Origin of the sequence: Rhizobium sullae, from assembly GCF_900169785.1 — a bacterium.
In the GTDB taxonomy this organism is placed as follows: domain Bacteria; phylum Pseudomonadota; class Alphaproteobacteria; order Rhizobiales; family Rhizobiaceae; genus Rhizobium; species Rhizobium sullae.
The window spans coordinates 39414-66377 of sequence record NZ_FWER01000020.1; the positions used below are offsets into that span (position 1 = coordinate 39414).

Below are 26964 nucleotides of genomic sequence, written 5' to 3' on the forward strand. Positions count from 1 at the left end.
GTACGAGAACGCTTCCGCACACATGATCGAGAATGCTTATCCTGAAACGGCTAACGGCGTTTCAAGTCGTCTGCCTGCACGACCTCGGGCGCAAACCGCCCTCGTTCGTCCGCTTCCATCAACTCGTTGCTGACGTTGCGGATATGGCGGGCCATGGCCTTGTAGGCGGCGTCAGGATTGCGAAGGCGCAGCGCTGTCAGGATTGCATGGTGATCGCCGATCCAGAGCGGGCGCACGCTTGGCGCATGGATATGCTCATGCAGTTTTTTCCACATCAGCGACTCGTCGCGCTGAACCCAAAGCGCCTCGACGATTGAAACGATGATGGCATTTCCGGTCATTCGGGCGATCGTCATATGGAAATCGCGGTCGCCCTTTTCGTTATTCAAGGTGACATCGGTTTCATGCTCCATCTGACCGATACAGTCTTCGAGCACGGCAATGTCGTAGTTCGTGGCGCGTTCGGCCGCCATGGCGGCGGCACTCGCCTCAACTGCAAGCCGGGCTTCCAGAAGCTCGAACGGGCCGGGGCCGGCATCCGCGCTGATCTTGTCGAAATTGACCTGGTTGCCGCGGACCGGCAGGACGACGATGCCGGCCCTGCCCTTGACCTCGACGAGACCGCGCATCTCCAGAGCAATGACCGCCTCGCGCACGACCGGGCGGCTCACTTCGAGTTGTTCAGCAAGCTCACGCTCTGAAGGCATGCGCCAGTCCGGGTTCTTGGCGTTTGCCTCGATCATGCGCGCAATACGGCGTGCAACGATCTGATAAAGCCGCTGTTGCCCCTGAAGCCGAAGCGCTGGTACGGCTGCCCCCATGATACCTCCTTGCGGCGCCACCCTTAAGACGGGTGGCGCATTTCTGTTGGCGCTCAGGCGCTGGCTGCCATACGCCGCTCTTCGTCCGGAAGCCACGAGTGGTAAAGCGGATGTTCGGCGGTGATCGGCAGCGGCGTCGGCGTGCCGGTGCGCTGCGAATGATAGGCTGCCGTCACCAGTTCCAGCGAATTACGCGCGTCCTGCAGCGTCACCGGTGGCTCCTTGTCCTCCATGATCGCCTGATGGAAGAGCTCGAATTGGCGGGTATAGCCGTCTTCCTTCACGTGATAGCCTGCGAGCGCTTCGTCAACGCGTTTCTGATGTTCTTCGGTTCCCGCAACGAAGGTCCACGGATCGCGACCCATCGTATAAGGTTCGAGAATGCTTTCGGCGACGAGATCATGGAAGCAGAAGCGCAGGCGCGAGATTTCCTTGCGCGAGCCGAGCGTCATGGAAAGGGCCGCCAGCGAGCCGTTCTGCATCTTGACCGCAAGCGCCATCGTATCTTCGACTTCGATCTTGTTTACCAGCGTCGCGCCAAAGGCAAAGACTTCGGCGCAGGCGCCGTGCACGTAGTTCAGCATGTCGTGCGCATGGATCGCGTGGCCAAGCAGGCCGCCGCCGAGTTCGCTCTTCCACTTTCCGCGCCACGGGACTTCGTAATAGGCAGGCCCGCGCCACCAATGGGTCTCGATCGTCGTCATGAAGGGACGCCCGGTCAGTCCAAGTTCGATCAGCATCTTCAGCTTCTGAAGACCAGAGCCGTAGCGATACTGGAAGATCGGCATAAGTTTCTTGCCGCCGGAACGCGCAACGATGCGGCTCATCTCGTCGACGTCGGCGATTGAGCCGAAGAGCGGCTTTTCGCAGATCACGTGTTTTCCGGATTCGATACCCTTCTTGCAGAGCTCAAAGTGGGAGTCCGGCGGCGTCGAAATATCGATGATGTCGAGATCGTTCCGCGCAAAGAGTTCGTCAACGTTCTGCGTATATTCCGCAATGCCGTGCGTCGTGCAAAGTTCGCGGCCGCGATCCTGGTCCAGCGAGCAAAGCACCGGCACGTCGAAGAGATCCTTGTTCCAGTCGTAGCCGATGAGATGGCGGGAAGCGATGCCGGCGCCGATCAGGCCGACGCGCAATTTCTTCGTCATGATATCTCCTCCTATCGTCCGCCGAGCCGGACGGCCTTGGTCTGCGCTTCGAGCGATAGGCGGCAGACCTCGTAGACATGCGCCTGCGTCATCGCCGTTTCCGTGCGGTCGCGCACGTCCGCAGTGAATGCTTCAAAATAGTCGAGCTTCTCGCTGCTGCAGTCGATGTAGCTGTTTTCCTTGCCGTTCACGAGGAACAGGTGGTCCTTGCCGGGGCGGCCGGAAATGTCGATGTATTTGCGAAGCTCGATGTAACCCTCAGTGCCGAGAATGGTCAGGCGGCCGTCGCCCCATGTCGGCAGCGCCTCGGGCGTAAACCAGTCGACGCGGACATAACCGGAGGCCTTTTCGGAGCGGAGCAGCACTTCGCCGAAATCCTGGAAGGCCGGTTTCTCCGGCATGCCGAAATTGCCGATTGAGCTTGCGATCACCTCACCGCTTGTCGAGCCGGTATAGAAGAGAAACTGGTCGACCTGATGCGAGGCGATGTCGACGATAATGCCGCCGAAGGCTTCGGGATCGAAAAACCAGTCCGGCCGCGTCGGCAGCTGCAGCCGGTGCGGCCCCATGCCAAGCGTCTGGATGACCTTGCCGATCGCACCTTCCTTGACGAGTTTGGCCGCTTTGACCGCCGAGCGAACGCAATGACGTTCCGAAAAGCAGATCGAGAAGATCTTGCCCGTTTCGGCTACCGTCTTCTTGACCTCCTCCAACTGCTCGAACGTCGTGACGCCCGGCTTGTCCGTCATTGCGTCCTTGCCGGCTCTCATCGCGCGGATCGCAAGACCGGCGCGATCGCGCGGAATGGCGGAGATGCAAATGACGTCGATGGACGGATCGGCGAAAATCACCTCGCGATCGATTTGCGGTGTCTCCGGATAAGTCTTCTTGAAATTTTCGAGCAGCGCCGGAACGGAGGTCTTCGGGCAATAGCCGGCAAATTCTCCTCCCGCCGCGAGCAATCCCTTAACATGATCGAACGTGTGCCCATGGTCGATCCCGACAACGGCAAATCTCAGCATTTTAATGTCTTCCTCCTGCAAAAAGCCGCGGGAGCAGCGGCCCTCATCTCCTTGTAATTGGTCAAACCAGATACTCAAAGCTCGAGCCTGTCAAGGACGTTTTTGTGACGAAATCGCGACAAAATGCACCAGTTCTGCCGGATTCCAGCAGGCCGAAAATCTTTCAGTCTAGCGGTTGACAAACTGGTAAGACCAGACATGTTATCGCAGATCGCCACCCGGGCGGGAGGCCCGGCTGCGATCGCTGGAGGAGCTGAATATGAAACTCACCCGCATTGGCTTATGGGCGGCGTCAACGCTACTTACGGCCACGGCGCCGATGGGTATTGTCCAGGCGCAGGAAATCACCGTTTATTGTGACGATATCGGCTTCGGCTGCCTGACGATGGATCCTGTCGTCAAACGATACGAATCCGAAAATCCGGGCGTCAAGGTCAAGCTGGAGACCGTTCCCTACCAATCGCTTGTCGAAAGCCTGCCGGTACAGCTCGAATCCGGCGAGGGTCCGGATGCTGCTATCATAACCGACCTCGGTGGTTTGAGCCGCTACTATCTCGACCTGACACCCTATGTGAACGCGGCGAATTTCGAGAAGGAATACAGCCAGACGCTGCAGTGGCTTCGCGGCTCCGATCCGACGAGCAAGGCGATCAACGGCATGCCGACGACGCTCACCGTCAATGGCGCCTATGTCAATCTCACCCTATTCGAGCAGGCCGGCGTTCCGGTTCCCAAGGAAGGCGCTACCTGGGCTGAATGGGCGGAAGCCGCGCGAAACGTGGCCAAGGACACCAATACCGAATTCGCCATGGAGATGGACCGTTCCGGCCATCGCTTTGCGAGCCTTGCCATCAGTTACGGTGCAGAACTGGTCGATGACCAGGGCAAACCTGTTATCGACAAGGGCCTGAAAGATGCCGTTGAACAGTTCGTCGCCTGGCACAAGGACGGGACAATGCCGATGGATCTCTGGGGAGCGGTCGGCGGTGCGACGCATCGCGAACTCTTCACAGACTTCCTGAATGCCAAGACCGTGCTTTATTTCGGCGGCTCCTGGACCCTGAGCCAGATGGACAAGGAGGTCGGCGACCTCTTCGACTGGGAAGTGGCACCTGCGCCCTGCGGGCCTTCATCCTGCACGGTCATGCCCGGCGGTGGGGCGCTCGTCGGCTTCAAGCACACCAAACAGCCAGAAGCCGTGGGCAAGCTGATCGACTATATCGCCCAGTCCAAGAACAACGCGGAAATCGTCTCGGCAGCCGTCGAAATCCCGGCATCTAAATCACTGATCGAGGGCGGCGTGCAATATCCGGGTGCTTCGCAGCGAACGCAGGAATCGCTTTCGACCTACATCGCCCAGATCCCAAAAATGGCGCCGGCAGCATACCGCTTCCAGGGCTGGCGTTATCAGCGTGCCATGATGAACGCACTGACGACGCGCATCAGCCAGGTCCTGAACAGCGAACTGGAGGTCGATGCAGCACTTGATCGTGTCAGGCAAGACGTCGAACTCGCCATCAAGGCGGCTGGCCAATAGACAGACGGATCCGGAAGGAGAGCGCCATGGGCACAAGGGCTCGACTTGCAGCAATTTCCGGCGGCATCATCCTGCTGCCGGCAAGGCTCGCGGAGCCTTTGATGGCGGGACTGCAGAAAATCCTCGGCATCAAGCGTATGCCCTGGGTCTTTCTTTTGCCGAACCTCCTCGCCGTCATGCTCTTCTCTCTCCTTCCGGTCGCAATCAACGTCTTCTATTCGGTGACCGGCAGCGACCGGCTCTATCCGAGCGAGCGGCCCTTCGTCGGCGTGGTCAATTACGAAACGCTCTTCGACTGCACCAACTATCTCGATGCATCCACCTGCTCGAGTGATCTGTTCTGGCGGGCGCTCGGCAACAGCCTGGTCTTCGTTCCCGTCCAGGTCACCTTCATGATCGGCATCGCGCTGCTTGCGGCTGTCTGCCTCAACCGCGAGATCCGCGGCCGCGGCTTCTTCCGCGCCATCTTCTTCTTTCCGGTCATGCTCTCACCTGTCGTCGTGGCCCTGACCTGGCAGTGGATCCTGCAGCGCAACGGCGCGCTGAACGGCGTTCTGACCTGGCTCGGCGTTTCGCCCGTCAACTGGCTGGTGTTTCCAAATACGGCCTTCTTCTGGTCGGTCTTCGTCACTGTCTGGGCGCATATGGGCTTCTATACGATTATCCTGCTTGCCGGCCTGCAGTCGATCCCGCGCGATGTCTACGAGGCCGCCAAGATGGATTCTGCTACGAACTGGCGTGTCTTCACACGCATCACGCTACCGCTTCTAAAGCCGGTCCTGCTCGTCGTTTTCGTTCTCTGCGTCATTCGCTCGGTCCAGACCTTCGACGAACTCTACGTGTTGACAGGCGGCGGTCCCGGATCTGCGACGATGCTGATCGTCCAATATATCTACGAAGTCGGTTTCGCCGTGCAGCCTCGCAATTTCGGTCTTGCGGCCGCAGCCTCCCTGCTGCTCGGCGTGGTGCTCTTGATCTTCACCGGCCTGCAGCTCCGATTATCGAGGAATTCGCAAAATGGCTGACGTCGCCTTGTCCAAATCCGGAACTTCCATGCGCGGTCTCCTCTCTGCCCGGCGCGGCCGCAACAGGCTCGACGTTTCCGATTGGCTGACCTATGGCTTCCTCGTTCTTGGCCTGCTGATCATGTTCACGCCGGTTGCCTGGGTCGTTCTGTCTTCTTTCAAGACGCAAGCCAATCTGCAGGAATTCCCGCCGAGCATTCTGCCCTATTCCAGCGAAACAGCCATGGTTGGCGGTTTCGACCAGCCGCTGCCGCTCTTCGATGTAACCTTAAAGGACGGCACGAAAGCTAGGCTTGCGCAAATCCGCCGTGTCGGCAGGAATGCGCAGATGATCGATCCGGAAAATCCCGGCGCCGGCCGCGTCACCGTCGCCGTGACCGACGCGGTCGCCGTGCGCAAGGTGCGGCTTGCGACCGAGAACTACACCAACCTGGTCGCAAGCTCCGGCCAGGCGATGGGCCGCTATGTCTATAACAGCCTTTTTATCACCACTGTCGCGACCATCATTACGCTGGTGATGAATTCCATGGCCGCGTTTGCGCTTTCGAAATACCGCTTTGCAGGCAGCAGCGTCGCCTTGATCTCGATCCTGTCGACGCTGATGATCCCTGCGACCGTGGTTCTCGTGCCGACCTATCTCATCGTTGCCGAGCTTGGACTTGTCGGAAATCTTTGGGGCGTCATTTTGCCGACCGTCGCGACGCCGACCGGCGTCTTTTTGCTGCGCCAGTACATGCTGACGATTCCCGACGAGCTGATCGAGGCTGCACGCATGGATCATGCGAGCGAGTGGCGCATCTTCTGGAGGATCGTCCTGCCGCTTTCCAGCCCGGCGCTTGCCGTTGTCGCGATCTTTTCGATCCTGTCGCGCTGGAACGATTTCCTGCTGCCATTGATCGTTCTCAATCGCCGCGAGGTTTATACGCTGCAGCTGGCGCTCAACTCTTTCCAGAGCGAGTTCGAGATCCGCTACGATCTGCTGCTCGCCATGACGACCTTGACGGCGCTGCCGCTTGCCTGCGCCTTCATTTTCCTGCAGCGCTACATCACCGTCGGCGTCGCATCCACGGGTATCAAGTGAGTTTCGTTCATGGCCAACCTCGTCCTTGAAAATGTCAACAAATCCTTCGGCCCTCTGCAGGTGATCCCCGATATCAATCTCGATATCAAGGATGGCGAGTTTGTCGTCTTCGTCGGCCCGTCCGGCTGCGGGAAGTCGACGCTGCTCAGAATGATCGCAGGGCTCGAAGAGGCAACAGGCGGCGACATCCGCATCGATGGCGAAAGCGTCATCGACACGCCGGCCGCCGATCGCGGTGTCGCCATGGTTTTCCAGTCCTATGCGCTTTACCCGCACATGACGGTTCGCCAGAACCTGAGCTTCGGTCTTGAGAATATCCGGATGCCGAAGGACGAGATCGTTCGGCGGGTTGAATCAGCCGGCAAGCTTTTGCAGATCGACACGCTGCTCGAGCGACGCCCCCGCCAGCTGTCCGGCGGTCAGCGTCAGCGCGTCGCAATTGGCCGCGCCATCACCCGCGACCCGAAGATATTCCTCTTCGACGAGCCACTTTCCAACCTCGATGCGGAATTGCGGGTGCTAATGCGCGTCGAGATCACCAAGCTGCATGAGCGGCTCGGCAATACGATGATCTATGTGACGCATGACCAGATCGAGGCGATGACGATGGCCGACAAGATCGTTGTCCTGCGCAAGGGGGTGATCGAGCAGGTCGGCGCGCCGCTTGATCTTTATAATCGCCCGCGCAACACCTTCGTCGCAGGCTTCATCGGCTCGCCGCGCATGAACCTCATCGAAGGCGCAATCGGCGCTTCGACCAATGGGAGGCTCGGCTTCGAGAGCGCCAGCCTGCCGCCGCTGGAACTTGGGTCGGGAGCCGAGCTTGTGGCCGGACAGAAAGCGACGCTCGGTGTGCGGCCCGAAGATTTCCTTGCCGGCGAAAGCGGCTGGCCCGCCGAGGTCGCCGTTGCCGAACAGCACGGCGCCAACAGCTACCTGCATTGCACCCTTCCGAGCGGCGAGCCTATCCTGGTCCACCAGCAAGGCCAGAGCCGGGTCACGCGCGGCGATGTCCTGAACATTGCGCCCCGTTCCGGCCATTGGCATCTGTTCGATGAAAAAGGCGTGCGGATCACAACGGATTGATCCCGCCGGGACAATCCTCCGACTGAACGCTTAATGTCCGTCCGGTGGAACGGCGTCCGGCGTGATCGTGTCCCTGAGGTTCTTCCGGTGGAAGATGAAAAGCCCTGCAACGACGATGATCGCCGCACCGACCAGAATCTGCATGTCAGGCACATCATCGAAAAAGATCATGCCAAGCACGATCGCCCATAACAGCAGGGTGTATTGCAGCGGCGCCAGCAGCGAGGCGGGCGCAAGCTTCAGCGAGCGGGTGATCAGCAGATGGGCGCAGGACGCGACGACGCCGAGAAGAAGCATGCCGGAATAATCGAGAAGTGTTGCCTGACGCCACTGGCCGATACTGAGAAAGATCCCGGCGATAAGAGCGGCGATCGTCTGCCAGGTGACCAGCGTGGTGTCGCTTGTCGAGCGCAGATAACGGTTCATCACCAGCGTTAGCGCGAAGGCGAAACTACCCGTCAAACCAAAAAGAGACGGAAGGGACAACATTGCAGACGATGGCCGGAGCGCAACGACGACACCGGCAAAGCCGACGAAAACCGCAAGCCACCGGCGCCAGCCGATCCTCTCGCCGAGGAAGAAGTGGGAAAGCGCGGCGACATAGATCGGACCTGCCATGTAGAAGGTCATGACGTCGGCAAGCGGCAGATAGGAAACCGCGGCATAAAACAGGCTGACGTCGCAGGTCGTCATTGCGACGCGCATCACCTGCAGCCTCCTCTGCTCGACGACGAAGAGCTGCCGCGTGCCTTGCCGGATGATCATCGGACCGAGCACGATGAAAGCACCGACCGAGCGGATCACCAGCACCTGGCCGACGGTGAAACTCGCAACCAGCCATTTGCCCATCGCGTCGTTGACCGCAAAGAGGAAATCGCCGAGCAGCATCAACAAGACGCCCGTCAGGATCACGTTCGAACTGACGGCAACTGCGTTGAGCTTCATCCTGACATTCCTTGCAACAGCCGCCGGACAAGGGGCCGTGTGCGGCTTCTGCTTTACCAACACCGATGTCAAGCTCAGGATGAGGCTTTGCAGGTTGTCAGCGGCGCGATTCTAGCGCCATGCGAACAGCAAGTCCTCCAAGCACAGTTGCCATTAGCATGCGCTGCGCCCGCAGCCAGACCGGCCGCTCGCCGAGAAAGAGCGCAATGGACCCGGCAGAAATGGCGATCAGTGCGTTGACGCTGACGCTGATTGCGATTTGCGTAAAACCGAAAACGATCGATTGCAGAAAGACGCTTCCGGCCTGCGGGTTTACGAATTGCGGCAGCAGCGAGAGATAAAGGATGGCGATCTTCGGATTGAGCAAACTGGTGACGAAGCCCATGGTGAAGAGCTTGAGATTGGTATCGCGCGGCAGGTCGCGAACCTGAAAGGTCGAGCGGCCGCCGGGCTTTAATGCATTCCAGGCAAGCCAGGCAAGATAGGCGGCGCCTGCCAGCCGAAGCGCATCATAAGCGAGCGGCACGGCGAAGACCAATGCCGTGATGCCGAGCGCTGCCGACAGCATGTAGACGACGAAACCGAGTGCCACGCCGCCAAGCGAGATCAATCCGGCGGCCGGTCCCTGGCAGATCGAGCGCGATACGAGATAGATCATGTTCGGGCCGGGCGTCAGCACCATGCCGAGCGCGATCAGGGCAAAGGCAATCAGACCTGGAAGTTCGGGCATGGCGGATCTCCGGCTCGATCGCCTACTGATGAAGAATCCCCTGACACGCCGCAAGAGTGGAATTGTGAGGATGACAATTTTGAGCGGTGGCTATCGCCCGCCGCCCGGAGCCCTGTCAGAGCGGGTGTTTCATGGACCGGATCAGGCGCAAGCTGCGCCGGCCCGCGGTCGCGGCGGCACCGACAAGGACGACCCAAAGCGCAAGCCAAAGGACATGGTTTTGCAGACCCCAGTAATGCTCGCAGATCGAGACAACAGCAGCCACAGTGACGACCGCCATGCGGTGCTGCTTCGCCATGGGGCCGGAGAAATCGCTGCCATGACCCGTCGCCCGCCCAAGCTCGCGGACATAGGCCGTCAACACGGCGAAGGCTGCAGCCGCCCAGCCAAGGCCGGGATAGCCGATGCCGAGCCCGATGCCGGCAAAGATCAGCATGTCGGCGGCGCGATCTGGAAATTCATTCCAGAAGGGACCGTCCGCTTCCGCCTTGCCCCCTTCGACCGCCACCATGCCGTCAAAGAGATTGCAGAGCAGTCTCGCCTGGCAAGAGAGCGCTGCAAAAGCGAGAAGGCCCATGCGCGAGTAGCCGGCGTCGCGTCCGGCAAGAAAGAACAGGAGACCGGCGATCGCAGCGGCAGCGATGCTTGCCTGCGAAATCTGGTTCGGCGTGACGGATCTTGCCGCGATCTTCTGCGCGATCGCCTTTGCCCACCAGCTGTTCCGGCTGTTCAGTGGCCGGCGGTCTTCAGTGTCGGTCATCACTTACCTTTCGCGATCGCAATGGAATAGTTGTAAATCGCTGCATAGCTGGTGGAGACGGCAAGCGGCACCGCAACGGTTCTTAATATTTCGGGTGTTCCGCTGAGTGTATGGATGACAATGAGAATGCTTGCCGAGCCGAGGCAGGCGATCAGAGGCGCGGCAATGAATGCAGCAGAACCTGAGAAGCGCTTCGAAAGGCTTTCGACCGCCGATTTCAAGAATAAGGTGAGGCAGGCAGAAAGCGCACCCTGAACAAACCCGGCAAGCAGCATGCGCGGCAGCGGATGAGCGCTATTGGCGAAGAGTGCCCAGCTGCCCATCGCGAGAAAGGCGAACGATACATGCACGGCGCTGCTGCGCCCAAGCCGTCCGATCCAGCCACTCATGTCAGCGACCACCAGTAGCGGACGAGGTGAAAGAAGATTGGTGCCGAAAAGACCACGGAATCGAGCCTGTCGATTAGGCCGCCATGACCCTCGATGAGATTGCCCCAATCCTTGACACCCCGGTCACGCTTGATAGCCGACATCACCAGGCCGCCGAAGAAACCCATTAGAGTGATGACCAGCGAAAGCACGCCTGCCTGCAATGGCGTAAACGGTGTGATCCACCAGAGCGACGCCCCGATCAGCGTTGCACTGGCGACGCCGCCTGCAAAGCCCTCAACGGTTTTCGACGGCGAGAGTTTCGGGGCGATTCTCGTTCGCCCGAAAAGTTTGCCCCAGACATACTGCAAGACGTCGCTAAGCTGCACGACGATGACCAGAAATGCGATCAAAAGAACGTTGCGGCCCTCGTAGCCGGGAATATTCAGCGTCAGCAGCGCCGGCACGTGCGACGCGCAGAAGACGCAGATCATCAAAGCCCACTGAACCTCGGCAATGCGAATGAGGAAGCGTTCGGTGTCTCCCCGAAGCACGGAAATGATCGGCATCAGCAGGAACGCATAAACCGGTACGAAGATCGAATAGATCCCGTATTCTTCCGCCCACAGAAGATAATATTGAATGGGTAGAACCACGAAGAACGCCGAGGCAAGCGCCCAGTGATCGGCCCGCTTGGTGTTCGTCAGCGTGATGAATTCTCGAAGCGCTGCAAAAGAGCAGAAGGCGAAAAGAACGATGACGCCCGCGCGGCCCGCCAGAAAGGCGATGCCGATGAAGATCACCATGATCCACCAGGCCTTGATGCGGGCATTCAGGTTCTCGACGGCACTGTTCGAGCCGTCCGGCGAGAGACGCCGATGCAGGACATAGCCGACCAGCGAGGCAAAGATCAGCACGGCGAAAATGCCGAGCACCAGCGTGATGAGATCGGAGCGCGCGTCGTTCATTCGCTGCCGCCTGAATGTTTCGGAGAAAGGGAAATCAAGGCTGCCCTTGCCCTTCCCAGGAAGCCATCCTTGGTTTCGCCGGGTTCAAGCCGTATCGGATTGCCGAAGGTGACGGTGCAGATCAGAGGGATTGGCACGATCTCGCCTTTCGGCATCACGCGGTTGAGATTGTTGATCCAGACGGGCACGAGATCGATGCCGGCGCGCGCCGAGGCGAGGTGGAAGATGCCGCTCCTGAAGGGCAGAAGCGGCTCGTCGGTCTGGTTGCGTGTGCCTTCTGGAAACAGGATCAGCGACGAGCCGGCATCGATTGCGGCAACCATCTGCTCGATCGGGTCCTGCGTGCGCTTTTCACGGTCACGCTCGATCAGCACGGCATTGAAGACTTCGCGGCCAATGAAAGTGGTGAGCGGCGATTTCAACCAGTAGTCGGCCCCGGCCACAGGCCTTGCGTGCCTGCGCAGGCGCGGCGGCAAGACCGCCCAGATCAGAATGAAATCGCCATGGCTCGAATGGTTGGCAAAATAGATGCAGCGCCGCGGTGGCAGACCTTCGCCCGCCCAGATCGCACGCACCGCCGTGATTGCGCGGGCAAACAGGACGATAGTGATCGCGACTGGCTTTGCGATCAGTCTTTGCATCTGCCTCATCAGGCTCGTATTCCCACATTCAGGGAACACGAGCGTAGCTGCGTTTTTGCCAAACCGGAAGATGTTCGAAGAGCCGGGTAAAGATTTCCACATGCGGCGGGCGGACTATGCCGTGCGCTCTTCACCTTGGGAAAGCTCCCGCGAAACGAGGATCTTGTCGACGCGGCGGCCGTCAAGATCGATGATCTCGAAGCGCCAGCCATCCTTCACGAAGCTTTCGCCAAGGTCCGGCAGGTGTTTCAACTCTTCCAGCACAAGGCCGGCGACGGTCTGGAATTCAATGTTATCCTCCAGCTTGAAGCTCATGAATTCCGCGAACTCGTCGATCGGCGTCCAGCCAGAAACAAGATAGGAACCGTCGGCGCGGCGAACGATTGCCTGCTCATCAGCGGGTCCTTCCTGCAGCGCGCCCATGATCGCTTCCATGATGTCGCCGGACGAAACGATACCCTCGAAATGGCCGTATTCGTCATAGACGAGAACCATGTGGACCGGCGATTTACGGATTGCTTGGATGACATGCGTTGCCGTCGAAAGATCCGAGATCACCGGGACGTCATGGGCAAGGGACTGGATATCGGCATGACCATGCGTGTGCAGCGCATCATAGAAGTCTTTCACGAAGAGTACGCCGAGCACCTCGTCGGAGCTGTTGCGGCGCACGGGCAAGCGCGAGCGGCGCGTCTGGTGCAATTGCTTTCGCGTTTCCTCAAGGCTGTCTTCGATATCGATGACTTCGACGTCGCGGCGCGGGGTCATCAAGGCTCTCGCCGTGCGGTCCGCAAGGCGCATGACGCCGGAGATCATTGCCGATTCCTGGCTCTCGATCACGCCGGCACTCTGCGCCTCGGCGAGCACGGTCTTGATTTCCGCGTCTGTCACGCCATCACTGCCTTTTCCGGATTGCCCAAGTAACGAAAGCACAAGCTTACCGGAGGCATCGAGAAGCCAGACGAGCGGCAAAGCAATCTTGGAAAGTACAGCCATGGCCGGGGCCACCTTGCTGGCGACCGATTCCGGTTCGCGCAGGGCAATCTGCTTCGGCACCAGTTCGCCGACAATGAGCGAAAGATAGGTGATGGCAACGACCACCGTGCCGACGCCAAGCGCATCGGAGACGGCAGGGGAAACGCCCTGTGCGCCCAACCAGGCAGAGAGACGGCCGCCAAGCGTGGCGCCCGAAAAGGCACCCGAGAGAACGCCGACAAGTGTAATCCCGATCTGAACGGTTGAGAGAAAGCGTCCGGGATGTTCGGCGAGTTTGATAGCTTGGGCTGCCCCTCGGCTTCCCTGATCGGCTAGCACCCTGAGACGCGCGGGACGCGAGGAAACGACGGCAAGTTCGGACATTGCGAGCACACCGTTCAAGATCGTGAGCAGCACAACGATTGTGATTTCCAGAAACAAAAGAAGCCTATGATATTGACAGCAATGCCTCAAAATAGGGGTAAAGCGCCGACAATGAAAGCAGGGCTGCACCCTTTGCGTCGGCTATTTTTGTTTTGACGCTTCCATGTGTTCGCGCGGATTGGTCTTATCACTGTGCCGAAGCCGGTGAGACCCGCCATATGGTGTTGCCGACGTCGTCGGCAACGAGCAGCGCGCCCTTAATATCGATTGCAACGCCGACAGGGCGGCCAAAGGCTTTGTCGTCAGGACCGACGAAACCCGTCAGGATATCTCGCGGCGGCCCAGATGGCTTGCCGTCGGCGAAAGGCACGAAAATCACTTTGTAGCCGCTGCGGGGCTTGCGGTTCCAGGAGCCATGTTGGCCGACGAAGGCGCCGCCGACATAATCCGGGCCAAACAGATTGCTCGTATTGAAGGTGAGACCGAGTGAGGCGGTATGCGGACCAAGGGCGTAGTCCGGGACGATCGCTTTGGCGACGAGATCGGGATTCTGCGGCTTAACCCGGCTATCGACATGCTGGCCGAAATAGCTGTAGGGCCAGCCGTAGAAACCGCCATCTTTCACTGCGGTCATGTAGTCGGGCACGAGATCGCTGCCGAGCTCATCGCGTTCGTTGACCGCAACCCACAGCGCGCCGGTCCGCGGCTGCCAGGCAAGACCATTCGGATTGCGCAAGCCGCCTGCGAAGACGCGAACGGCCTTTGAGGCAAGATCGATTTCGAGGATCGCGGCACGGTTCTTTTCGGCTTCCATGCCGTTTTCTCCGACATTGCTGTTGGAGCCAACGGTGGCATAGAGCTTGGTGCCATCGGGACTGGCGATGAGATCCTTGGTCCAGTGATGATTGATCGGACCTGCTGGCAGATCGGCGATCTTCTCGCCTGGGGTGGTGATTTCCGTTTCACCATCCTTATAGGGAAAAGCCATGACCGCATCGGTATTGGCAACGTAAAGGATGCCGTTGGAATACGCCATGCCGAAGGGTGAGTTGAGACTCTTCAGGAAAGCCGCTCGCATCTCGGCTACACCATCGCTATCGGCATCGCGAAGTAGGGTAATGCGGTTTGCACTCGGCATCTCCGCTCCCGCTTTGCTCATCATCAGCCCCTCTACCCAATCACGGGGGCTGAAACCGGTCTTATCGATATTTGGCGGCCTGTTGCTTTCGGCAATCAGGACATCGCCGTTCGGCAGGACATGGATCCAGCGCGGGTGGTCTAGGTCCTTGGCGAAGGCCTGAACCTTCAGCCCATCCGCGGCTATTGGCGTGGCGCCATCTGGCCAGCCTGCTGCCTCCGCGACATTGACCGTCGGGATCAATGTCGGGTTCGGCGCGGGCAGCGCGGGTGAGACACCGTAACCTTGCTCGATCGGGACGGTTGCGGATTCACGCTCAAAAGCGAATATCCACCCGCCCGCGACAAGGATGAGAAGAAGGACGGCAGCGATGATCTTCTTCATGGAAGACCTCCATGCAAGTCGGGTGCTAACGCCTTGGCACGCTATAGGTTTCAACGTTCCCGAGAAATGTTCCAACTTGGGAGCAACGTCACAATGCTCACGATGCCAACAGCTGGACGACACGTCGGGCAAATGCAGCTCTACAGCTGAGCCCAGCCTCCATCGACCAAAAGGACGGTAATTCCGGCGGCAAGAACCTACGATGTCGAGGGACCAGCGGGTGCACGTGCCGGAGGCGGTTGTCGGCAGAGGTGACCGAGTAGGAGGCGGTGAGCTATCCGTATGATGGACATCGCCGGTGTCGATGAAAACGGCGCGGCCGGTGCGTTGAGGCTGCCGGCGGGCTCGATCCGACAAGCTCGTAGAAAAGCGCAACAGCGGCTTGACGACATCAAATGTGCAGGTGCTCACGAATTTTATCGGGAACACACGGAGCGCGAGGACATTAAGTCCTCCATAGAAGGAGGATGCCATGCCGGACGTTTCAAATTGCAGCGCGCAGTCAGAAATTATCTCGCTTCTTCCGGCGCTTAGAGCCTTTGCGCGGCGTTTCGAGCGCGTCGAAAACGACGCTGAGGATCTCGTTCAGGAGACGGTTTCGAAGGCGCTTTGCCATATCGAGCAGTTCCAGGACGGTACGAGCCTGAAATCCTGGCTCTTCACCATCATGCGCAACACTTATTGTAGCAGCTACAAACGCCGCAAGCGCGAACCGGTCGGCTGCATCGGCGACCTCACCGAATGCCAGGTGCCGGTCAAATCGACGCAGGACTGGTCGCTGAGAGCCCGTGACGTGCAGGCGGCGATCGACAAACTCGGCGCATCTCATCGCGATGCATTGATGCTCGTGGCGAGCGGCACAAGTTACGAGGAAGCGGCTGCGATCTGCGACTGCGAGGTGGGCACCATCAAGAGCCGGGTGAACCGCGCCCGCAACCATCTTCTGGAAATGCTCGGCGAGACGCAATCTTCCGAGGCGGCTTCGATGCACTAAAATAAAAGGGACGATGCGATGAACCACCAAAACAGAGACGAATGGATCGCCAAACGGGCTTATGCACTCTGGGAGGGATGCGGCCGTGAACATGGCCGCAACGTCGAGCACTGGGCGCAAGCCACCCGCGAGTACGATGAACTGGAGCGGACACGCGCCTCGGCGGATGGGCAGGAGGTCTTGGTGCGGTTCCGGCCAAAGCCTGCAACCACGATATCGCCGCGACGCGCTGAGCCGGGTTCCGCCGCCATGAGGGGCTGAGGATTCAGCGACAGGGACGGCTGAGGCGCCGCAGAGGCAGCAAAATCGGGCAAGTCACGACCGCGCGCTGGCACGGGAACAGGGCCTTTAAGGGGCTCTGCATGCAGGAGGCGCGGCGGCGTTAGTTTTTTGTTCCAGCTTGAGATTTGGCTATCGTGAAGATCACTCCGGAGATATCTGTGCAGCCGAAATCTTCACCCCCTGGCGCAACCTGCATTCATGCTCCTTTGCCCGTAGGGCAAGGCGATTGCCGAAGTTCAGCGCCGCTGGATGCAGGTTGTTGCAGCTGTCGCCCGGAGCCCTTCTCCCTTCCATTCGCGGTTTATGAGCCGACTAACAGGTTCAGCCGAGACCGATCGCTTCCTTCACCCTCTTGCGCGACAGCGGCAGATCGACCAGCCGCTTCCCGGTCGCGTTGCGGATCGCGTTGGCGACTGCCGCACAAGCCGGTCCTTGCGCCGCCTCGCCTGTACCGAGGAAAGGCTGACCGGGCCGGTCGATAATATGCACTTCGACACTTTCTGGAACGCTTGCAAAGCGCAGCATCGGATAGCTCGACCAATCGGTGCTGGTAATGCGCGTGCGATCGAAGGTGACGGCTTCGTAAAGCGTCCAACTGATCGATTGCAAGATGCCGCCCTCAGTCTGGTTGCGAATGCCGTCAGGATTGACGGCCTGGCCGCTGTCGATGGCGGCGACGGCGCGCAGCACCTGCACGCGCCCGGTTTCGCGCTCGACCTTGGCTTCCATGGCGACCGCCAGATAGGCGGCATGGTTCTTGTAGCGGGCGAAAGCAAAGCCGCGGCCATGGCCCTGCGGCACTTCGCCCCTTCCCCAGCCGAATTTCTCCGCCGCGAGCTTCACGACATCGCTGGCGCGATCATCTTCCAGGTGACGCAGGCGGAATTCGACAGGATCGGCCCTGGCGGCGATCGCCAGTTCGTCCATGGTGCTTTCGATCGAGAAGACATTGGCATAGGCACCCAAGCCGCGCAGCGCCGAAACCCGGAGCGGCATGTCAGGAATGAAATGCCAAAGCACCCTGCGGTTCGGGATCGCGTAGAGAGGATCGGCATTCCGATCGCCGCTGCCGTTGGGATTGATACTAAGTGTCGGCGGCTTTTGAGGCGTTGGCCGCTCCTTGGTGCGGCCGGCAAGCAGCGCGCCGGCATCGCCGGGGCGCGTGCTGTGCGTATTGCTCCACAGATCATAGGTCCAGTTGTCGATCCTGCCGTTTGCATCAAGCGATGCCCGAACCTTTGACACCATGCCAGGCCCGAAAGGTTCCCACATGTGTTCCTGCTCGCGCATCCACTGGACGCGTACCGGGCGACCGGGAATTTTCATGGCGATGAGTGCTGCGTCGGCTGCCGCGTCGTCCGCGCCATTGTGCCCGTAGCAGCCGGAGCCTTCCATATGGATGACCCGCACCGTGTCTTCCGGCAGGCCAAGCATTTGCGCGATCGCCGTACGATCGGGGAAAACGCCCTGGGTGTGAGACCAGATATCGAGGTTGCCCTCGGCCTTTAGAAGCGCCACCGCACAGGAGGGGCCGATCGAACCGTGCATCTGATAAGGGCGCGTGAAGGTTGCCTCATAGATCGCGCCGTCCGGGAAGCTCGGAATGCCGGATTCCGCCACGGTTCCGACATCCCTTTCCAGGGCGACGAGAACGGCGGCCAGATCGGTCTGGTCAGGAAGCGTCGCGGGCTCGTCCCAATGGGCCGCCCTTTCGATGGCGCGCATCGCCTTCACCGCCTGCCATTCTTTCTCCGCCACGACGGCAAGGAAACTGCCGTCACGGATGACGGAAATGATACCGGCCATGGCAGCGGCCGCAGTGGAATCGATGTCTTTCAGCACCGCGCCGTAGCTCGGCGGGCGTATAACGCGCGCGTGCACCATGCCTTCGAGGCGCAAATCCTGCACATAGGCCACCGCACCGGTGACCTTGCCGGGAATGTCGATGCGCGGCACATCGCGGCCGATGATGCTCAGCGCGTCCGGCGGTTTCAGCTTCGATTGCGGCTGGGCTTCGAGATGCAGGAACTGGCCCGTGACCAGTTCGCCATAGGTCACCGATCTGCCGTCCGGAGCCGAAACGCTTTTCTTTTCCGCCTTGAGCTGTTCAGGCGGCACGTTAAAGCGCCGCGCCGCCCCGGCAATCAGCAGTTCGCGAACCTGCGCGGCGGCATTGCGGATTGCGGTGCCGCTGTTCTGCATCGACTGGCTGCCGGCCGTAAAGCCTTCGTCAGGCGTGCGTCCGGTATCGGCTGTCACGAGCGTGATGTCGCCGGGCTCGACTTCCAGTTCCTCGGCGGCGACCTGGATCAGCGGCGTGCGGATACCTTGCCCAAGCTCGGCTTTGCCTGTGAATACCGTGATCTTGCCGTCAGAATCGATCCTTATCCAGCTATCGAGATAACGGTCGTCGTCCAGGCTGCCCGGCAGCTTGGGTTTTTCGTGCGCCGCAGCCGGCCTATCCTGCGCCAGCGCGCGGATTGCAGAGAAGCTGACAACGAGTGCTCCGGTGCCGGCAAGTAGGCCACGCCGGGTGATTTCATGCTTGGTAAGAATATCCATCATCCTGCACTCCCATCGGCAGCCAGCCCGGAAGCTTCCATCAATTCGCTAGCGCGCCTGATGGCGGCAAGGATGCGCATATGCGTGCCGCAGCGACAGAGATTGGTGCGTAACGCCGACCGGATTTCCTCGTCGGTCGGTTTAGTGTTCTTCGTCAGCAACGCTGCTGCGCTCATCATCATGCCGGGAATGCAAAAGCCGCATTGCACCGCTTGTTTCTCGATGAAGGCCGCCTGCAGCGGGCCGGGTTTTTCGGCGGTTCCAAGCCCCTCTACGGTCAAGATTTCCTTGCCTTCGACGACGATGAGCGGCGTCACGCAGGAAAGCACGGCCTGGCCATCAACCACGACGGTACAGGCTCCGCATTGGCCGAGGCCGCAGCCGAATTTCGCGGCGTTGAGTTCAAGATCGTTGCGAAGTACATAAAGCAGTGGTGTGTCGGGCTCGCTGTCGACTTCATGGATTTGTCCGTTGACGTTGAGCGTTGTCATTTCGCCTCCTTCGCGCCGACATTGGCCGGCGCTCTCTCAATTCCTTCCGAGGGGCGGACGGCGACGAAATATTCGCCGGAACGTGTGCGGCTGACGAGCTGCTGCAGATCGAGCCAGGCGTCGCGTCTCGTGAAGCGCCGGCGCATGAAATCCAGCAGATCGGCGACCTGCCGGTCGTTCAATGCGCCAGCAAAGCCGGGCATCACAGCACTTGTCTGACCATCGGCAGGCGGCAGGCCGAAAAGCACGACATTGACTATGTTCTGCGGGTTGGCGGCATTGACGGCGGTGCTGAGATTGAAGTTCAACCCGCCAAACGGCGCCGCGCGGCCGGACTCATGACAGGTGGCACAAGCCGCACCATAGATAGCGGCACCCGGATGCGCGACAAGATCGGCCGAGGCTCGGTTCTCATCGATCGACGCAGTAAGCATCCCGTCCTGGTCCGGGACGAACTGTTTCTTCAGCTGCTCGGCCTTCTGCACACGCTCGGGAGCCGGCTCGCCCATAATCGAGGCGACATAGACTGCAATCGCGTTAATATCGCTATCGGGAAGCGCACCGAGATTGCCCGTGACTTCCGCCATCGGACCACGCGAAACACCGTGGAACGCGTGGTAGCCGTGGCGAAGATAAAAGGCGAGCGACTCCTTGTCCCACGGGATCGGCGACGGGCTTTCGGCATTGATTGCATAAGCCTGCCAGCCTTCCGCCTCACCGCCTCCGAGGTGTCTGCTGCGATCTTCGGCGCCGAGGGCGTTTCGCGGCGTATGGCAGGCGCCGCAATGGCCGAGGCCTTCCGCAAGATAGGCACCGCGGTTCCATTCGCCGCTTTTCTGCGGATCGGGCGCGAAAGCTCCCTTGGTGAAGAAGAGCAGCTTCCAGCCGGCAAGGATCGGCCGCACTTGGAGCAGGAACGGCAACTCATTTTCCGGTGCCGTTGCCTTGATCGGCGTACGCGTCATCAGGAAGGCATAGAGTGCCTTGTTGTCCTCATCGGTGACGCGGGTAAAGTGTTCATAAGGGAAAGCCGGGTAAAGGTGATTGCCTTCCCGATCCACCCCTTCGCGCATGGCGCGCTGGAAGGCAGCTTCACCCCAGCGCCCGATGCCGGTTTCATCATCCGGCGTGATGTTCGTCGAATAGATGTTCCCGAAAGGCGTCGGGAGTTTAAGACCCCCGGAGAAAGCTTCCTTTCCCGGGACCGTATGACAGGCGATACAGTTTCCGACCGCCGCGAGGCTTGCTCCCTTGGCGATCAGCGCGTCATCGAAGCGCGCGTTCTCCGACGGGTTCCCAGGCTTTATTTCTGGGCGCCAGGCAAGAAAGAAGAATGCGAGACCGAAAATGATGAAGAGGGTAAGGATCGTTGAGAGCAGGCTGATGGCTCGCATTGCCGATATGACCCTCCCGGAGTGCAAACCGAACTTCACAAAACGCGAGGGACAGGGATTTGTTCCCGAAATACGCGCTGGTATCGCTAGCGCTTGGCGATCGTGCGGGCCAGCTTCAGGTCGCCGCGGGCGTCATCGTCGCAGGTGCGCATAAGACGCCCGGTGGCGCGCAGCATCTCGATCAGGTCAGTGCCATCGCTGGACGCCTTTGTCATTTCGAGCTGTTCAAACTCGGCCGCCGCCTGCCGCCAGTTTTTCGCATCGCTCCCATAGGGGCGTCCCTCCGCCTCCCAGATGGCATAGGCGCGCTGGCTGATCCAATCTTCCTTATTGCGAAACATGACACCCAGCTGAAACGAGAAAAAATATCGGGTTGGAGGTTGCCAGATTTCGCTTACGGAGTTGTTACTTCAGCCCGCGAATTTGACCAGAAATTCTTTGCAAATGCGCCATTTCAGATCTTCTCTAAATTCCGCCTGCCGAAGCAGCCACGAAACCCGCTGCCTCAACCCTCCGCTCAGCAAGCTCGATGAGGATGCCGTCGGGATCGCGCAGGAAAGCAACCTTGTGCAGAACTTCGGAATTGTAAGCGAGACGCGGGCGCTCCTTCATCTCGACGCCGGCCGCTTCGAGCTTCGCGAAGGTTTCATCGACGCTGCCGAACAGAAATGTCAGATGGCGGAGACCGGCCGCGCCTTCTGGCACGTCGGTTGCCCGCACGGCACCGCTCGCGGGCGCGAAGATTTCCAGCATGCCGCCGCCGGCATCGAGAAAAGCAACGTGCGAGCCGTCCGGCATCGTCTTGCGCAGATGCAGCCGAAGCCCGAGCAGGTCGCAATAAAAGGCGACGGCACGGTCGATGTCGCTTACCGTCATGCCGATATGTTCGAAGGATTTCAGCATTCAAAATTCCTCCCGGAGATGACGCTCGAACTGACTGCCGTGGCTTGCCGCCGTCAAGACAGAATCGTGTGATGGCAATCGAAGCGACCATTCGGCTTGCGGTCGATGAAATCGGACGCTATCTGACTGGGGCCGCTAAATCACGACTTAACCATCGAAAGCCGGGAGACAGGGCATGCGAAAAGCGATCATCGTCTGGGGCGGCTGGCAGGGCCACGAGCCGGAGGCATGCGCAAACGCCGTCGGCGAACTGCTGCGGGAAGACGGCTTTTCGGTCGAGATTACCGCCGATCTCGACATCTTCGGCTCGCCGGTGATTGCCAACACCGATCTGCTTGTTCCGATCATTACCGGGGAAAAGCTGGAGAAGGAGCATGCCAATGCGCTAGTGACGGCGGTTCGCGGCGGCCTTGGCCTTGGCGGACATCACGGCGCGCTTGCCACATCCTTCAAGGAAAGTGCGCCATTCCGCTATGTTTCGGGCGTCACCTGGGTTTCGCATCCAGGCAACATCATCGACTTCCGCGTGACCGTGAGCCGGCAAAACGATCCGCTGATGCAAGGCATTCCGGACTTCGACTACCACTCGGAGCAGTACTACTTGCACTACGATCCGTCGATTGAAATCCTGGCGACAACCACATTCACCGGCGAGTATGACGAGGCCGCACGCAATGTCGTGATGCCGGTGGTCTTCAAGCGCCATTTCGGTGCGGGCCGTGTCTTTTATTCCGCGCTCGGCCATGTTGCGGCCGAATTCGACCATCCGTACATGCCTCTCATTCTTCGCCGTGGCCTTGCCTGGGCTTCACGCCGGTAGCTCTTCGCCCGGCGGCGGCCTGTCCAGTCATAATTTGACCTTGCCCCGCCGGGACAGATGTGATCGATTTCGGGCGCTGCTGGAGGGCGGCAAATTTCAAATCACATGAGCGCAAGCTCGACCGCGACGGAAGGTCATCATGTCTCAGCTTCTCGACGACGCCTCATCGGGCGGCCTGTTTGTCGGCCGCGTCTGGAATCCGCAGGCAGCCGGTCCGGCCATTGTCACGATCCGTAACGGAGAGATTATCGACATAACGTCCAGGGAAGCGCCGACATTGAGCGCGCTTCTGGAGAAGGATGATCCGGTCGCCTTTGCGCGCGCTGTAACCGGCAAAACACTCGCTTCGCTCGAAACAGTGGCGGCAAATAGTGTCGGCCGACCCGATGCGGCTAGGCCTTATCTACTGGCACCAGCAGACCTTCAGACCGTGAAGGCTTGCGGCGTGACCTTCGCGCAATCGATGATCGAGCGGGTGATCGAGGAGAAGGCTGCCGGCAATCCGGATCGTGCGGCGTCGATCCGCGACCGCGTCGGTGCGCTGATTGGTGGTAGCCTCGCCAACATCAAGGCAGGCTCTCCGGAAGCGGCAAGGGTCAAGCAGGCGCTGATCGATGAAGGCATGTGGTCGCAGTATCTCGAAGTCGGCATCGGGCCGGACGCCGAGGTCTTCACCAAATCCCCGGTGCTGTCCTCCGTCGGCTGGGGGGCCGATGTCGGCCTGCATCCGATTTCGACCTGGAACAATCCGGAACCGGAAATCGTGCTTGCGGTGAACAGCCGCGGCGAGATCAAGGGCGCGACCCTCGGAAACGACGTCAACCTTCGCGATATCGAAGGCCGCTCGGCACTGCTGCTTGGCAAGGCGAAAGATAATAATGCCTCCTGCTCCATCGGCCCTTTCGTTCGGCTATTCGACGACTCTTACGGCCTCGGCGATGTCCGCAAGGCCGAGCTCGACCTGAAGGTCACCGGCGAGGACGGCTTCGTGCTTAACGGAAAGAGTTCAATGTCGAAGATCAGCCGCGACCCGACCGATCTCGTCAGGCAGACCTGCGGAGCCCATCATCAATATCCGGACGGTTTCATGCTCTTCCTCGGCACGCTTTTTGCCCCGACACAGGACCGCGACGCACCCAATCAAGGCTTTACGCACAAAATCGGCGATGTAGTCGAGATCTCTTCAGTTGGGCTCGGAACGCTTACAAATACGGTTCGTCTCTCAACCGAATGCTCTCCATGGACGTTTGGCATTTCGGCGCTGATGACCAACCTCGCAAAGCGGGGGCTGCTCTAGCTTGGGAGCGCCCACAGGCTGCTCTCGCTCAAGCCGTTGCGAAGCGATGCCGTTGTCATCCAGCGAGCACTCAAATCTGCACGATCAGGCCGTCTTCGGCAGTCTCGAAATTTACGGTCGGTCGCTCAGCTAACATATCCTCGCTCATGTGGGTCAAGATGACACGCTTCGCACAGATCGCCGGAAGATGGTTCTCGAGCGTCGCCAGATCGAGATGGAGCGGCACCGGCTTTCGCCGGAAGTACGCCTCGGCGATCAGGAGATCGGCGCCTTCAGCCGCTGCGACCAAGGTGTCGGTCCATTCGGTGTCACCCGTGTAGGTCACGATGCGTTTTCCAATCTCGAGTCTAAGCGCGAAGAACGACCCCTCCGGCTGCCCGTGCCTGACAAGGAAGGGCGTCACCTTCACATTGCCGAAATCTGCCTGCATCCCGGGCTCGAGTTCCCGCAAATGCAGATCAAAACGCTGTTTTGTTTTTGCAGACCCTGGAAATCCCGTTTCCATCACCCTGACGAACCAGTCCGGCAGCCCTGGAGGCCCGGCAATGAGCAGAGGCTCCGTCCGCTTTGAAAAGAACTGCGCATCCAGAATGAAGAACGGCAGGCCGCCGAAGTGATCGGCGTGGAAATGGGTCACGAAGATCGCCTGGATATCGTTTCGGCCGATCCCCAGCTTCTTCATCGCAATGAGTGACGAAGCTCCACAGTCGATCAGGAAGTTCGTGCGCTCGCCTGTGACATGGAAGCAAGTGTTGAAGCGTCCGCCGCTGCCAAAGGCATCGCCGCATCCGACGAATTGCAGTTGCACCGTCATATTATTCTCCAACGCGAATGTAGCCGTTTGTTTAACCGCTACCGGTTGCGCCGGATCCCCTGCAGGAGATCGAGAACGGAGTTGGCGGCATCGAGGACGTTCGTGCCGGGGCCGAAAACGGCGGAGATGCCGTGATCGGCCAGAAACTGATAGTCCTGGCGCGGGATGACACCGCCACAGATGACGATGACATCGCCGCCGCCCTTGGCTCTCAAGCTCTCGACGAGCTGCGGCAGCAGGGTCTTGTGGCCGGCGGCAAGCGACGAGACACCGATGACGTTGACAGTCTCGCTGATCGCCATTTGGGCGGCCTCTTCCGGTGTCTGGAAGAGCGGGCCCGTCAGTACGTCGAAGCCGATATCGCCGAAAGCCGACGCGATCACCTTGGCGCCGCGGTCGTGCCCATCCTGGCCGAGTTTAGCGACCATGATCTTCGGCTTGCGGCCCAGCGCCTCGCTTACCGTCGACATGCGGTTCTTCAAAACGGCGAGTTCCGGCTCGCCGCGATAGGCTTCGCCGTAGACATCCCTGACGACCTCGGGTGTCGCCACATGATCGCCGAAGGCCCGGCGCATCGCATCCGTTATCTCGCCGACGGTGGCCCGCGACCGCGCCGCCTCGATGGCGGCTTCGAGCAGATTACCTTTGCCGCTGCGCGCCACCTCCGCGAGGGCTGCGAGCGTTTCAGCGGCCTTGGCGCCGTCGCGCCGCCGTCTCGTCTCCTCGAGCCGCTTGATTTGCGACGTTCTCACGGCACTGTTGTCGATATCGAGGATGTCGATCGGCTGTTCGTTGTCGAGACGGTATTTGTTGACGCCGACGATGATCTCGTCGCCCTTGTCAACCGCCGCCTGGCGGCGGGCAGCGGCTTCCTCGATCAGCCGCTTCGGCAGGCCGTCGTTGACGGCGCGCGTCATGCCGCCAAGCGCCTCAACCTCCTCGATCAGGCTCCATGCCTTGTCGGCAAGTTCCTTGGTCAAGCTTTCTACGTAGTAAGAGCCGGCAAGCGGATCGACGACCTTGGTGACGCCGGTCTCGTGGCTCAGGATGAGCTGTGTGTTGCGGGCGATGCGGGCGGAAAATTCCGTGGGCAGCGCGAGGGCCTCGTCGAAGGAATTGGTGTGCAGCGACTGCGTGCCGCCAAGCACCGCCGACATCGCCTCGAAGGCCGTGCGGACGATATTGTTGTAGGGATCCTGTTCCTGCAGCGACACGCCGGAGGTCTGGCAATGGGTGCGCAGCATCAGCGATGCCGATTTTTGCGGTTTGAAGTCCTCCATGATCCGGGTCCAGAGCAGGCGGGCGGCGCGCAGCTTTGCCGCCTCCATGAAGAAGTTCATGCCGACCGCGAAGAAGAAGGAAAGACGTCCGGCGAAATCGTCCACGTTCAGGCCCTTGGCGATGGCGGCCCGCACATATTCGCGGCCGTCGGCCAGCGTGAAGGCGAGCTCCTGCACCAGCGTCGCACCTGCTTCCTGCATGTGATAGCCCGAGATCGAGATCGAATTGAACTTCGGCATTTCCTTCGCCGTATATTCGATGATGTCTGCGACGATCCGCATCGAGGGTTCGGGTGGATAGATATAGGTATTGCGGACCATGAACTCCTTGAGGATGTCGTTCTGGATGGTCCCGGAAAGCTCTGCCCTCGATACGCCTTGCTCCTCGCCTGCAACGATGAAGGAGGCGAGGATCGGGATCACCGCACCGTTCATGGTCATCGACACGGACATCTCGCTCAGCGGAATGCCGTCGAAGAGGATCTTCATGTCTTCGACGCTGTCGATCGCCACGCCGGCCTTGCCGACATCTCCCTCGACGCGCGGATGGTCGCTGTCGTAGCCGCGATGGGTGGCGAGATCGAAGGCGACGGAGAGACCTTTCTGGCCGGCGGCGAGATTGCGGCGATAGAAGGCATTGGATTCCTCAGCCGTCGAAAACCCCGCATATTGCCGGATCGTCCAAGGTCTGCCGGCATACATGGTGGCGCGCGGGCCGCGGGTGAAAGGCGCAAATCCCGGAAGGGAGTCGAGATGCCCAGCGCCTTCCAGATCTGCGGCCGTGTAGAGCGGCTTGACGTCGATGCCTTCCGGTGTGCGCCAGGTCAACGTCCCGAGCGGAGCGCGCAGTTCCTTCTCCGCTAATGCCGCCCAATCCGCAGTCGTCTTCTTGGCCATGTTTTCCTCCGGCATTTTTGGTTTTGACCGTACGCTATCACTCGAAGCGCATGCGACGCGATAGGGCCTTAGGATAATTTACGCAGGAAGCCGGCGATTTCCATGGCCAGCGTGACGCCTATCGCGCCTGTCTCGACCGCCAGCGCAGGAGGTAGGATTCGAGCGCATAGGCGTGACCGTTGAGAGTGAAGCCGGCTAAGCCGAGAACGAACAC

26 protein-coding genes are annotated in these 26964 nt (G+C 60.0%); 8 read left to right on the forward strand and 18 right to left on the reverse strand.

Annotation, left to right across the window (positions count from 1 at the left end; translation table 11 throughout):
* Positions 1-50: 50 nt before the first annotated feature.
* From BN1800_RS19185 to BN1800_RS19195, 3 genes are read right to left on the reverse strand one after another with little or no spacing between them, the layout of a single operon-like run.
* Complete coding sequence (locus BN1800_RS19185; RefSeq protein WP_087000200.1) at positions 51-821, reverse strand: FadR/GntR family transcriptional regulator; 771 nt, start codon at positions 819-821, stop codon at positions 51-53.
* 53 nt (positions 822-874) lie between these two features.
* Positions 875-1972 carry a Gfo/Idh/MocA family protein gene (locus BN1800_RS19190; RefSeq protein WP_087000202.1) on the reverse strand — a complete coding sequence of 366 codons (1098 nt, stop codon included), beginning with the start codon at positions 1970-1972 and terminating at the stop codon, positions 875-877.
* A gap of 11 nt (positions 1973-1983) precedes the next feature.
* A complete protein-coding gene (locus tag BN1800_RS19195; RefSeq protein ID WP_087000204.1) occupies positions 1984-2994 on the reverse strand; it encodes a Gfo/Idh/MocA family protein in 1011 nt (336 codons plus the stop codon).
* Positions 2995-3253: 259 nt separating this feature from the next.
* Between BN1800_RS19195 and BN1800_RS19200 the strand changes: the two genes are divergently transcribed.
* From BN1800_RS19200 to BN1800_RS19215, 4 genes are read left to right on the forward strand one after another with little or no spacing between them, the layout of a single operon-like run.
* On the forward strand, positions 3254-4531 hold the full coding sequence (locus BN1800_RS19200; protein ID WP_244564557.1) for an ABC transporter substrate-binding protein: 1278 nt from the start codon (positions 3254-3256) through the stop codon (positions 4529-4531).
* Between the two features lie 26 nt (positions 4532-4557).
* Positions 4558-5556 carry a carbohydrate ABC transporter permease gene (locus BN1800_RS19205; protein ID WP_425299044.1) on the forward strand — a complete coding sequence of 333 codons (999 nt, stop codon included), beginning with the start codon at positions 4558-4560 and terminating at the stop codon, positions 5554-5556.
* A complete protein-coding gene (locus tag BN1800_RS19210) occupies positions 5549-6637 on the forward strand; it encodes a carbohydrate ABC transporter permease (RefSeq protein WP_087000206.1) in 1089 nt (362 codons plus the stop codon). The genes BN1800_RS19205 and BN1800_RS19210 overlap by 8 nt, the downstream gene beginning before the upstream one ends.
* Before the next feature lie 9 nt (positions 6638-6646).
* The gene (locus BN1800_RS19215; RefSeq protein ID WP_087000208.1) at positions 6647-7723 is read left to right on the forward strand and encodes an ABC transporter ATP-binding protein; all 1077 of its coding nucleotides are present in this window, start codon (positions 6647-6649) and stop codon (positions 7721-7723) included.
* Positions 7724-7753: 30 nt separating this feature from the next.
* Here BN1800_RS19215 and BN1800_RS19220 read toward each other — a convergent pair whose 3' ends face one another.
* The 8 genes from BN1800_RS19220 to BN1800_RS19255 all read right to left on the reverse strand — a co-directional run bounded on the left by BN1800_RS19220 (position 7754) and on the right by BN1800_RS19255 (position 15016).
* Positions 7754-8668 carry a DMT family transporter gene (locus BN1800_RS19220; RefSeq protein WP_087000210.1) on the reverse strand — a complete coding sequence of 305 codons (915 nt, stop codon included), beginning with the start codon at positions 8666-8668 and terminating at the stop codon, positions 7754-7756.
* A 97-nt stretch (positions 8669-8765) separates the two neighbouring features.
* Positions 8766-9398 (reverse strand): LysE family translocator, encoded by a 633-nt coding sequence (locus BN1800_RS19225; RefSeq protein WP_087000212.1) that lies wholly within the window; start codon positions 9396-9398, stop codon positions 8766-8768.
* 115 nt (positions 9399-9513) lie between these two features.
* Positions 9514-10158 carry a CDP-alcohol phosphatidyltransferase family protein gene (locus BN1800_RS19230; protein ID WP_087000213.1) on the reverse strand — a complete coding sequence of 215 codons (645 nt, stop codon included), beginning with the start codon at positions 10156-10158 and terminating at the stop codon, positions 9514-9516.
* The gene (locus tag BN1800_RS19235; protein WP_087000216.1) at positions 10158-10547 is read right to left on the reverse strand and encodes a hypothetical protein; all 390 of its coding nucleotides are present in this window, start codon (positions 10545-10547) and stop codon (positions 10158-10160) included. Before BN1800_RS19235 ends, BN1800_RS19230 begins: the two co-directional genes overlap by 1 nt.
* Positions 10544-11494 carry a phosphatidate cytidylyltransferase gene (locus BN1800_RS19240; protein WP_087000218.1) on the reverse strand — a complete coding sequence of 317 codons (951 nt, stop codon included), beginning with the start codon at positions 11492-11494 and terminating at the stop codon, positions 10544-10546. The genes BN1800_RS19235 and BN1800_RS19240 overlap by 4 nt, the downstream gene beginning before the upstream one ends.
* Complete coding sequence (locus BN1800_RS19245) at positions 11491-12135, reverse strand: lysophospholipid acyltransferase family protein (RefSeq protein ID WP_087000289.1); 645 nt, start codon at positions 12133-12135, stop codon at positions 11491-11493. Before BN1800_RS19245 ends, BN1800_RS19240 begins: the two co-directional genes overlap by 4 nt.
* Positions 12136-12249: 114 nt before the next feature.
* Positions 12250-13551 carry a hemolysin family protein gene (locus BN1800_RS19250; RefSeq protein WP_087000220.1) on the reverse strand — a complete coding sequence of 434 codons (1302 nt, stop codon included), beginning with the start codon at positions 13549-13551 and terminating at the stop codon, positions 12250-12252.
* A 130-nt stretch (positions 13552-13681) separates the two neighbouring features.
* Positions 13682-15016, reverse strand: a complete 1335-nt coding sequence (locus BN1800_RS19255; protein ID WP_087000222.1) for a PQQ-dependent sugar dehydrogenase — start codon at positions 15014-15016, stop codon at positions 13682-13684.
* Positions 15017-15488: 472 nt separating this feature from the next.
* Here BN1800_RS19255 and BN1800_RS19260 point away from each other — a divergent pair, with 472 nt between their 5' ends.
* Together BN1800_RS19260 and BN1800_RS19265 are read left to right on the forward strand one after the other, a co-directional pair.
* Positions 15489-16010 carry a sigma-70 family RNA polymerase sigma factor gene (locus tag BN1800_RS19260; protein ID WP_087000224.1) on the forward strand — a complete coding sequence of 174 codons (522 nt, stop codon included), beginning with the start codon at positions 15489-15491 and terminating at the stop codon, positions 16008-16010.
* A gap of 18 nt (positions 16011-16028) precedes the next feature.
* Positions 16029-16271: a DUF2934 domain-containing protein gene (locus BN1800_RS19265; protein ID WP_087000226.1), complete on the forward strand. Its 243-nt coding sequence runs from the start codon at positions 16029-16031 to the stop codon at positions 16269-16271.
* A gap of 342 nt (positions 16272-16613) precedes the next feature.
* Here BN1800_RS19265 and BN1800_RS19270 read toward each other — a convergent pair whose 3' ends face one another.
* From BN1800_RS19270 to BN1800_RS19290, 5 genes are all read right to left on the reverse strand, one after another.
* Positions 16614-18857 (reverse strand): xanthine dehydrogenase family protein molybdopterin-binding subunit, encoded by a 2244-nt coding sequence (locus BN1800_RS19270; RefSeq protein ID WP_425299045.1) that lies wholly within the window; start codon positions 18855-18857, stop codon positions 16614-16616.
* Positions 18854-19345 carry a (2Fe-2S)-binding protein gene (locus BN1800_RS19275; RefSeq protein ID WP_087000230.1) on the reverse strand — a complete coding sequence of 164 codons (492 nt, stop codon included), beginning with the start codon at positions 19343-19345 and terminating at the stop codon, positions 18854-18856. The genes BN1800_RS19270 and BN1800_RS19275 overlap by 4 nt, the downstream gene beginning before the upstream one ends.
* On the reverse strand, positions 19342-20739 hold the full coding sequence (locus tag BN1800_RS19280; protein ID WP_087000232.1) for a c-type cytochrome: 1398 nt from the start codon (positions 20737-20739) through the stop codon (positions 19342-19344). Before BN1800_RS19280 ends, BN1800_RS19275 begins: the two co-directional genes overlap by 4 nt.
* Positions 20740-20825: 86 nt before the next feature.
* A complete protein-coding gene (locus BN1800_RS19285) occupies positions 20826-21080 on the reverse strand; it encodes a DUF2934 domain-containing protein (RefSeq protein WP_027511548.1) in 255 nt (84 codons plus the stop codon).
* A gap of 124 nt (positions 21081-21204) precedes the next feature.
* Entirely contained in the window at positions 21205-21642 is a 438-nt protein-coding gene (locus BN1800_RS19290) for a VOC family protein (protein WP_087000233.1), read from the reverse strand.
* A gap of 175 nt (positions 21643-21817) precedes the next feature.
* Here BN1800_RS19290 and BN1800_RS19295 point away from each other — a divergent pair, with 175 nt between their 5' ends.
* Together BN1800_RS19295 and BN1800_RS19300 are read left to right on the forward strand one after the other, a co-directional pair.
* Positions 21818-22462 carry a ThuA domain-containing protein gene (locus BN1800_RS19295; RefSeq protein WP_087000235.1) on the forward strand — a complete coding sequence of 215 codons (645 nt, stop codon included), beginning with the start codon at positions 21818-21820 and terminating at the stop codon, positions 22460-22462.
* A gap of 139 nt (positions 22463-22601) precedes the next feature.
* Positions 22602-23759 carry a fumarylacetoacetate hydrolase family protein gene (locus BN1800_RS19300; protein WP_087000237.1) on the forward strand — a complete coding sequence of 386 codons (1158 nt, stop codon included), beginning with the start codon at positions 22602-22604 and terminating at the stop codon, positions 23757-23759.
* Positions 23760-23829: 70 nt separating this feature from the next.
* Here the strand turns inward: BN1800_RS19300 and BN1800_RS19305 are convergent, their stop codons facing one another.
* Together BN1800_RS19305 and scpA are read right to left on the reverse strand one after the other, a co-directional pair.
* Positions 23830-24567: an MBL fold metallo-hydrolase gene (locus BN1800_RS19305; protein WP_087000291.1), complete on the reverse strand. Its 738-nt coding sequence runs from the start codon at positions 24565-24567 to the stop codon at positions 23830-23832.
* 44 nt (positions 24568-24611) lie between these two features.
* Positions 24612-26750: a methylmalonyl-CoA mutase gene (scpA, locus tag BN1800_RS19310; RefSeq protein ID WP_027511553.1), complete on the reverse strand. Its 2139-nt coding sequence runs from the start codon at positions 26748-26750 to the stop codon at positions 24612-24614.
* Positions 26751-26964: the final 214 nt, after the last annotated feature.